5 protein-coding genes are annotated in these 9010 nt (G+C 54.0%); 3 read left to right on the top strand and 2 right to left on the bottom strand.

All coding sequences use genetic code 11. From position 1 onward, the window contains the following. Window positions 1–212 precede the first annotated feature (212 nt). Window positions 213–1112, bottom strand: a complete 900-nt coding sequence (locus GOV87_RS07270) for a sterol desaturase family protein (RefSeq protein WP_170464538.1) — start codon at window positions 1110–1112, stop codon at window positions 213–215. A gap of 482 nt (window positions 1113–1594) precedes the next feature. Here GOV87_RS07270 and GOV87_RS07265 point away from each other — a divergent pair, with 482 nt between their 5' ends. The 3 genes from GOV87_RS07265 to GOV87_RS07255 are packed head-to-tail and all read left to right on the top strand — an operon-like array spanning window position 1595 to window position 6815. Next, window positions 1595–5179 (top strand): PAS-domain containing protein, encoded by a 3585-nt coding sequence (locus tag GOV87_RS07265; protein ID WP_171211307.1) that lies wholly within the window; start codon window positions 1595–1597, stop codon window positions 5177–5179. Continuing rightward, window positions 5176–5562, top strand: a complete 387-nt coding sequence (locus GOV87_RS07260; RefSeq protein ID WP_170385089.1) for a response regulator — start codon at window positions 5176–5178, stop codon at window positions 5560–5562. The genes GOV87_RS07265 and GOV87_RS07260 overlap by 4 nt, the downstream gene beginning before the upstream one ends. Next, window positions 5559–6815, top strand: a complete 1257-nt coding sequence (locus GOV87_RS07255; protein WP_171211306.1) for a response regulator — start codon at window positions 5559–5561, stop codon at window positions 6813–6815. The genes GOV87_RS07260 and GOV87_RS07255 overlap by 4 nt, the downstream gene beginning before the upstream one ends. A gap of 423 nt (window positions 6816–7238) precedes the next feature. On the opposite strand, the gene GOV87_RS07250 is transcribed toward GOV87_RS07255, so the two are convergent. Then, the gene (locus tag GOV87_RS07250) at window positions 7239–8798 is read right to left on the bottom strand and encodes an acetolactate synthase large subunit (protein ID WP_171211305.1); all 1560 of its coding nucleotides are present in this window, start codon (window positions 8796–8798) and stop codon (window positions 7239–7241) included. Window positions 8799–9010 lie beyond the last annotated feature (212 nt).

Below are 9010 nucleotides of genomic sequence, written 5' to 3'. Positions count from 1 at the left end.
TTGAATCAGCAGTTCATGCGTCGATCAAGGAAGAGTTTTTCAACAAAATAAGCCCATTGAGGAGGATGCTGCGCCAAGAAGCAAGGTCCAGTTGGGCTCGAAGCAGTCATTCGCTGCAATTAAGTCGAACGACTGCCATGCGGACTTTTCTGCCGATGCTGAACGCCTTGCGAAGGACACTCAAGCGCGGCAAAGCAGTCTTTGGTTCAACGCTATTGGTCTATTTGGTCAGTGCCAAGCTTGGTTCGCCCGGACGAGACAGATGAAGATCGCCTCCGTTGGCTCGGGGCGTCGAGGGCACCTCCGCTCGCCGGGCCGCGCAGCGGCTGAAGCAGCATTCGGTCGAGCCAGAGGTCTCGGCGTGTGCGAAACTGCTCGATGCCGATTTCCATGCCTTTATGCCCCTTCTCGGGTTGCGCAATGTAAGTACCTAGAAGGCGGTCCCACCACGGTAGGTTAAAGCCAAAGTTCGAGTTGGTCTCGCTTGGATCGACGGAGTGGTGGACTCGGTGCATGTCTGGAGTGACAACGAGCCATCTGAGAATTCGATCCACCGGACGCGGCAAATCGATGTTTGCGTGATTGAAAAGCGCGGTAGCGTTCAGGATCACCTCGAACAGGAGTACGGCGACAGCGGGCGGCCCTAAGGCTGCTACAACCGACAGCTTGATCCCCATCGAGATCAGGATTTCTACCGGATGGAAACGCAAGCCAGTGGTCGCGTCAAAATCGAGGTCGGCGTGATGCATCCGGTGTAGACGCCAAAGCCCAGGTACGGCGTGGAACATCACATGCTGAAGGTAGATTGCGAGATCGAGAAGCAGCATGGAGACCAAGATGGCAACCCAAACCGGCGCCTCGATGTTGTTGAAGAGCCCCCATCCGCGATCCTCGGCCATGGCTGCGAGACCGACTGCGAGGATTGGAAAGGTCAGCCGCAGAATGGCGGTGTCGAGCACCACGAGCGCAAGGTTGTTTGTCCATCGGATAACGCGCGGAATATCCCGTCTTCGCCGGGGTGCGGCCACTTCCCAAAGTGCCATCGCGGCCAGGACGGAAAGGAAGGCAATAAGGCGGATAGTTGGTTCAGCAACAAGGATTGTGTCGGACATGGACTTCCACCATTCGGGTTTCCGTCGCGATAGAATTGCAAGCTGTTCTAGGCGACGACCGCTCCAATGTAACGCAGACATGCAAGCGATACCATCTGAGAGCGGCTTGGTCCGCTTAGCGGAACTTCCAATGGTTTTCGGGAATGACCGTTTTCGGCAGAAGCAGACATTTAAGTCGAAAAAACGAGTCGATATTGCGCGATATCTGCTTTCACCGAGACCGGGCATTCAGCAAATTAGGCTTTATGTCCGAGTTGCGGACCAAGCGGACCTTACGGGGATGCCGTAACTAACGCACGTGACCTAAAGGCTGGTGGAACGGGTTGGTCGGCTTGGTAAGCTCTGGAGCGGCAAGCTACGTCACCCTTTGAATTGCAAGAACTTTCTACAATAGCTCGTGTTCTCTAAAACCAAGCTTCTACGGTTGATTTTTTGACTCAACTCTTTGACTCAGTCATTCTTCTCCAGGGGGGGAACGCGATATGAATGGCGCTGACCAGAAAAGCCAAGCAGACAGGTACGAAGAAGGTATAGCGCTTCTGGATGTTGGTGTCGGCATATTCGATGACGCACTCCGACTGGTTTACTGCAACCCCGCATTTCGCGAGATGCGACGCTACCCACAAGAGCTCTGCCGCCGTGGTGTTAGTCTAGAAGATTTGCTGCATTTCAACGCCGAACGCGGAGATTTTGGCGCGGGCAAAACTGATCGGCTAGTGGCCGATCGAATGAATGAGATTGGTGCCTCTGGTGAGCGCGCGCTCGAGCATGAGATGGCAGACGGGCAGATTCTAGCGATCAGCTATCGCAGAACGGCCTCTGGAGGAACGATGGTCACCTATCAGGACCGCACCGCCGAACGAAAAGCAGAAAGAGCATTGCGAGAAAGTGAGGAGCGCTACGCGCTTGTTTCAGACGCTGCGGAAGAGGCAATCTACGATTGGCACATTACCGACGACCAGTTTTATGCGTCCCCACGACTTGAGACTTTCCTAGGGCTTGAGACCGGTCCTAAGGGAGAGAGAACGTGGGTATGGCAAGACATTATTCATCCCGACGATTTGCCCTCTTACTTGTCAGCGTTGGAGGCGCATATATCCGGCAAGAAGAAACGATGGGAATGTGAGTACCGACTCAAAGTAGCCAGCGGAAAGTGGCGCTGGGTATCGGATCACGGCACCTCGATTCGCGATACTAACGGCTACGCGACGCGTATGGTGGCCGCAATTCGGGACATTACACCCAAGATTGAACGGGATGCAGCCCTTGCCGCAAGTGAGGAAAGATACCAGTTGGTCACTCAAGCTACCAGCGATGGAATTTATGATTGGGACGTGACCAATGATGTTCTGTTTGTCTCTGCTGACCTGAACGATCTACTCAGTTTGGACGAGGCCAATTCGTCTTCGACACGATGGGCCGAGCAGATCCACCCGGATGATTACGACGCTTATGTCAAGGCAATCGTTAACCATTTCAAGGGCGGAACTGATGCCGTTGAATGTGACTACCGGCAGAGGGCGCGTGATGGCGGTTACCGTTGGGTTCACGACCGAGGCGTTGGTGTGCGAAACGCCGAAGGCCGGGTCGTTCGACTTGTCGGTGCCGTGCGCGACATAACTGAAATCCGGGATGCACGGGAACGAATTGCCCGAATTGAAGGTCGGCTACTCGGAGCAATTGAAACGATCGCCGATGGTTTGCTTTTGGTGGGACCTGAAAATCGCGTCGAGTTATTCAACGACCGCTACGTCCAGATCTTCAGCGACGCCGCTGGCGGCGCCGATTTGAGCAACCTAATTTATGAGGGCCGCGAATTCTTCGACATGATCCGCAACGGCTATGAGCTTGGGATGTTTACCGAACATCCAGACGGCGTTGACGGTTGGATCGCTGCCCGCCGCGTCGCTTGGGAGAAGCCAAAGGCGAACTGGGAACTAGAGTTGGGCAACGGTGTGTGGATCATGCTCAACGAACGTCGCCTGCCTGATGGTGGCCGCATCATGGTTTACAACGACATAACCGAATTCAAACGCAGGGAGGCAGATGCGCAGGCCGCACGGCAGCGGTTTGAAGACGCAATTGAAGCGATTTCGTCTGGTTTTGCATTGTGGGATGCCGAGGATCGGCTGGTTGTATGTAATGAGCGCTACCGCACCTACATGAGCGAACTCGCCGACAAGGTCGTACCCGGCGTGAAATTCGAAGAGATCATCGGTGCCGGCATCAAGCGCGGCCTATTTCCACTTTCCGAAGGAGAAGTAGAAGGGTATCTTGAGAGAATTGCCGAAAAACGCAAGAAAGCCTCGGGCGAACCACGCGAACAGCTAGTCGCCGGGTACTGGCTGCAGATTACGGATCACCGCACTTCGGATGGTGGCATCGTCTCGATCTATACCGACATTACCGAACTGAAGACCAAACAGCTGGAGATCGAACAACAATCAGCGATCCTCGAGTTAACAATGGAGAACATGGGCCAGGGGATTACGCTGGTGGATAAAGAGCTGCGCACAATTGCGTTGAATTCGAAATTCCTCGACCTCATGGAGTTTCCTCGCGAACGCTTTCGCCCCGGATTCACAATGGAAGAGGCATTTCGGTTCAATGCTGAACGAGGGGAATATGGGCCGGGCGACATTGATACCCAAGTGCGCGAGCGGGTGGAACTGGCCGCAAAATTCTTACCGCACAAATTTGAGCGTATTCGTCCTGATGGTACGGTGATTGAGATTATCGGCAACCCTATCCAAGGTGGCGGCCTAGTTGCAACTTACACTGACATTACGGACCGCAAACTCGCTGACGAAGCACTGAAAGCGGCACTGGCAGAATTTAACGCGGTCATCGATCACGTCGACTATGGAATTCTGTTCATGGGACCGGATTTACGTGCGCGTATAATAAATCGGGCATTTGCGCGAATTTGGAACATCGATCAGAAATTCATCGACCAGCGCCCAACAATGCAGGAACTGATAGAGTACAACAAGGGCACAGGAGTCTATGATGTTGCGCCGAAGGACTGGGATGACTGGCTGTCCATGCGGGTCGAGGCAATACGGGCAGGAAACATGCCACCGGGCGAGTTGTGTCGGGCTGATGGCATGACGTTGAGTTTCCAATGTGTGGACCTGCCGGATGGCGGTCGCATGCTGACCTATTTCGATATCACCGAACTAAAACGGCGTGAAGCAGAGATTTCCAACGCGCGTGATGCGGCTGAACAAGCCCTCAACGATCTGCGGCAAGCCCAAGAACGGCTCATCCAGTCCGAGAAGATGGCCAGCCTAGGTCAACTTACTGCCGGCATTGCCCACGAGATCAAGAACCCGCTGAATTTCGTCAACAACTTTGCCAAATTGTCTGGCGAGTTGTTGGAAGAGTTGCACGAGATATTAGAAGACCCGATCGCGGCTCTGGAGGAAGAGGATCGCGAGGAAGCTAAGGACCTATGGCAGACAGTACGCGGCAACTTAGGCAAGATAAACCAACACGGTCAACGTGCTGACAGCATCGTTAAAAACATGCTTCTGCATTCCCGTGAGGGGCCAAGCGAGTTGCAACGTGTTGCACTAAACCCAATCGCAGAAGAAGCGCTGAACCTTGCCTATCACGGTGCTCGGGCGGAGGATTCCAGTTTCAATGTCGAAATACGAGCCGACATTGATCCCGACGTTGGCCAAATCGATTGCTATCCGCAGGATTTGATGCGTGTTTTTCTTAACCTCATCAGCAACGGCATGTATGCGGCCAACAAACGTAAAGACGCGGAAGAAAGTGACTTTTCACCGACGATCTGGCTATCGACGCGAGCCAATGGTGACCGCGTCAACGTCACTATTCGCGATAATGGTACGGGCATTCCAGAAGAAATGAGGGAGAAAATTTTTCTACCATTTTACACCACAAAACCCGCGGGTGAAGGCACAGGACTCGGCCTTTCGTTGAGCTATGATACCATCGTCAAGCAGCATGGTGGAACTTTGACTGTGGACAGTAAGCCAGGGGATTACACAATTTTTGTCGTTTCGGTCCCGGTCCATTCTCAGGGGGACCTAGCATGACAGGACAAATTCTGATGGTAGATGACGAACCCGACGCACAGGACCTGATTCGACAAAATTTTCGGCGGGAGATACGAAAAGGAGTCTACAGTTTTGGGTTTGCCGGGTCTGGCGAGTCCGCCTTGGACGCAATAAGTCATTCGAAAGAAGAAGTAATGTTGGTGCTTTCGGACATCAACATGCCCGGCATGTCAGGAATCGAGCTTTTGCAGGAACTGCGCGCTCGCTGGCCTGAATTACCGGTTATGATGATCACCGCCTATGGTGATGCAGCGACCGAGGCGAAAGTCCGGGAACTAGGAGCGGAACAGTTCCTGACCAAGCCCGTCGATTTTGTTGAACTGAAAGAGCGGCTCTCACGATTTGTCGGAGATGCAACGTGACGCCGCCATGCATTCTTGTTGTCGATGACGAGCCCGACCTTGAAGCGTTGATTTCGCAAAAGTTTCGGCGTCGCGTACGCGAAGGGGAACTCGATCTATTGTTTGCTCATGACGGCAAACACGCCCTCGAAGTTCTCGAAGAGAACCCTAAAATAGATATCGTCCTTTCGGACATAAACATGCCCAGGATGGATGGTCTCACTTTGCTTGAGCGGTTGAGCGAGATGGAAACTGATCTGCAAACTGTTATGGTTTCGGCCTACGGCGACATGAACAATATTCGCGCGGCTATGAACCGCGGGGCTTTCGATTTCGTGACCAAACCGATCGAGTTCGAAGATCTCGACCGGACCATTGCCAAGACGCTGGAACACCTTGAGTTGCTCCGCCAATTGCGCACGGCCCGTGATAAAGCCGAGCAAGCGAGATTGACGCTGTCACGGTATTTCTCTCCTACGGTGGTTGAGACGTTGTCGCGTGATCCAGAGGCAATAGAGGCCAAGGGCGAGCGCCGCGTAGCAACCTTTTTATTTACTGATCTGGCTGATTTCACTCAGCTGGTAGAAAGCTCGGATTCCGATCTGATCGTCGAAATTCTCAACGAATACCTAGATGGCATGACCCGAACAATCTTTTCGCACGGCGGAACAGTCATGAAAATCATAGGCGACGCCATCCAAGTGATATTCGGTGCGCCAGTTGACGACCCGGAACATGCCGCGCACGCGGTGGCCTGCGCCTTGGCGCTCGACGAATTTGCGCAAGGTTTTCAGAAGAAACTACTGGATCGCGGCATCGCGTTGGGAGACACGCGCATAGGTGTGAACAGCGGCGGTGCGATCATTGGCAATTTCGGCGGCAAGAGCTATTTCGACTATACAGCGTATGGCGATGCTGTGAACACTGCGGCAAGGCTGGAACAGGCCAACAAGACGATAGGGACGCGCATCTGCACTTCGGAAAGTGTTGCCAAGGGCATCGACAATTTCTCTGGACGCCCAATTGGAAGACTCTTGCTGAAAGGCAAAGCGCAAGCGGTGACCTGCTATGAACCCTTGTCAGAGGCGCTTGTCCACAGCGATCAAGTGAGAGGTTACAAGGCGGCGTATGAGCTGCTAGAGGCGAGTGACCCCAAAGCGCGCCAATCCTTTGCGGCGCTTTTGGCCGAGTGCGAAGACGACCCCTTGATCTTGTTTCACCTTAGTCGATTGCTGGCCGGCGAAACTGGCGCAGAAATTGAAGCAGTGGGTTGATCGCCAGACCTGTCCCAACGTCATTGCCGCTAAACAACCATGATAAGGCTGCCCAACACTCGCCGCGAGCCGGTCGACCCCGACCCAACAATAACAAAAGGGTTGCCTATATCGGCGTCAAGAACTGCGATTATGCGACGTTTCATAGACGAGCAATACCACACAGCTTACTAAACAGCGCATGTCCACTTCGCGCTCTTAACAGTCTTTCGCTGCGGAGCTTCACGCACAATTCTAATTAACGACCACTTTGGGCTCGTTCCAGTCGTTCGCAGTGCGGTGTGTGAATGCCTGCTTTGTGTACAAAGCGGCAATTCGGCCGCCGTTTGGTCCATCGCAAAGTCATTTCACAGTATCAAACAAAATTGATCCGCAATTTGTACCCCTAGTCTCATCTGCTTTTCAGGTTCCGTGTCACAATACTCATGCGGGCGGTGGACACACAACTTCGATCAGCGATGGCCCTTCGCTGGAGAGACCGGCGGAGAGCGCCTTTGCGAAGCTGTCCATGTCATCTGCGCGTGTACCCGCAACACCATGGCCTTTCGCCAGAGAAACCCAGTCCAACGTCGGGTTCACCACGTCAAACATAGCCTGAGCATTCTGACCATAGCTCGCCACGCCGACGTTTGTGAGTTCATCGCGCAGGATTTGATAACCGCGGTTCGCAAACACAACGATTGTCACGTCCAGATTTTCGCGGGCCATGGTCCACAATGATTGAAGAGTATACATGGCGGACCCGTCGCCGGTTAGGGCGATGACTTTTCGATCCGGGCAGGCGGTAGCCGCACCTGTTGCGCAAGGCAAACACAGCCCAATCGCGCCGCCAGTGCCAGCGAGTAGGTCATGCGGGCGAGCAGTGGCCGTCGGTGGAATGACGTGAAACCCTGATGTCACGGATTCATTGCAGATGATAGCGTTTTCCGGGATCAGCGCGGCCAACGTCAAACCAACTTTTTCGAGGGTCAACTGTCCGATGGGAATGTCTGGCAGGTCGTGCGGATGGGTTTCTGCCAACGTTTTGCTTGTGACCCCGACCGCGTCGGCGAGCGCTTGCAGCGTCCACTCGATATCATCTGTGGGCTTGCACAAGTCCGAAATGGGGCAATGCGGAGGTTCGGGCACGCTCGGTTTCCCGGGATAAGCAAAAAAGGCGACTGGCCTATCTGCGCCAAGCAGAGTGATCGAAGAGGTTGCTTCAAGCTGAGCGATCTTGGGCGATATCGGATAGACTAGTTGGTCTAGCCTTGCTGTTCCTGCGCCTTTGGAAATGCGCGGTATCAGAGTATCAGCCAACAAACGGCACCCCGTCGCGGCAGCGATCTTTCCAGCCAATTCACGCTGGGGTCCAAACAGAGCTGATCCTCCAATCATCAGCGCGGCGTTCGGCGTCACAAGACGGGCTGCTGCGGCCTCTATGTCGCCTATTGAAGGTCGATGGAGGCTTTCGCTGATTTCCAAACGGTTTGTCGCTGCGTTCGCTTCGTTCCAAGCTGTGTCGGCAGGCAGGACCAGCGTTGCGATCTGACCGTTGCGCGCGCGGGCCGCCTGAACCGCAGCCGCTCCGTCCGTAGCTACGTCGGTGGCATTGGACGACACACGTGTCCAATGACTGACCGCCTGGCTGATACCGAGGATGTCTCCTTTCAAAGGGCTTTCATAACGGAGGTGATGCGTTGCGTGATCGCCCACTACATTCACGATTCCGGAGCCCGCTTTTCGGGCATTGTGCAGATTGGCAAAGGCGTTGCCAAAGCCGGGTGCAAGATGCAGGAGCGTGCCCGCAACATCTCGTTTCATGCGAAAATACCCGTCTGCAGCACCGGTCGTGCCGCCTTCGAACAGGCAAAGACAGCAATTCATCTCCGGGTGCTCATCCAAGGCAGCGACAAAGTGCATTTCCGAGGTGCCGGGATTTGCGAAGACCGTATCCACACCATTGTTCAAAAGGGTTTTTACGAGTGATTGAGCGCCGTTCATTTTATTCCTAGCCTGATTTCAAGCGATCGTTTGATGACAATGCTCGCACGAAAAGGCCTTCTTTCTAAACATATTTTCCTCCCGACACGATCACTTGCGACGCATGGTACCGCAACCGCTCGCGACGTGGAGCAGTCACCGGACTTAAGACCGTACCTTTTGGCGGGGCCAGAACTTGGAGCGAAAGCATTCATACACTTGGTGAGATAGAC

The organism is Ruegeria sp. HKCCA5426, from assembly GCF_013034585.1.
Lineage (GTDB): Bacteria > Pseudomonadota > Alphaproteobacteria > Rhodobacterales > Rhodobacteraceae > Ruegeria.
Note: the sequence above shows the minus strand (reverse complement) of the source record. Positions and strands in the feature narration are given on the sequence as shown.

Coding starts and splice junctions, on each gene's coding strand:
- GOV87_RS07270 (WP_170464538.1), bottom strand. CDS start 1,112: ATGTCCGACACAATCCTTGTTGCTGAACCAACTATCCGCCTTATTGCC.
- GOV87_RS07265 (WP_171211307.1), top strand. CDS start 1,595: ATGAATGGCGCTGACCAGAAAAGCCAAGCAGACAGGTACGAAGAAGGT.
- GOV87_RS07260 (WP_170385089.1), top strand. CDS start 5,176: ATGACAGGACAAATTCTGATGGTAGATGACGAACCCGACGCACAGGAC.
- GOV87_RS07250 (WP_171211305.1), bottom strand. CDS start 8,798: ATGAACGGCGCTCAATCACTCGTAAAAACCCTTTTGAACAATGGTGTG.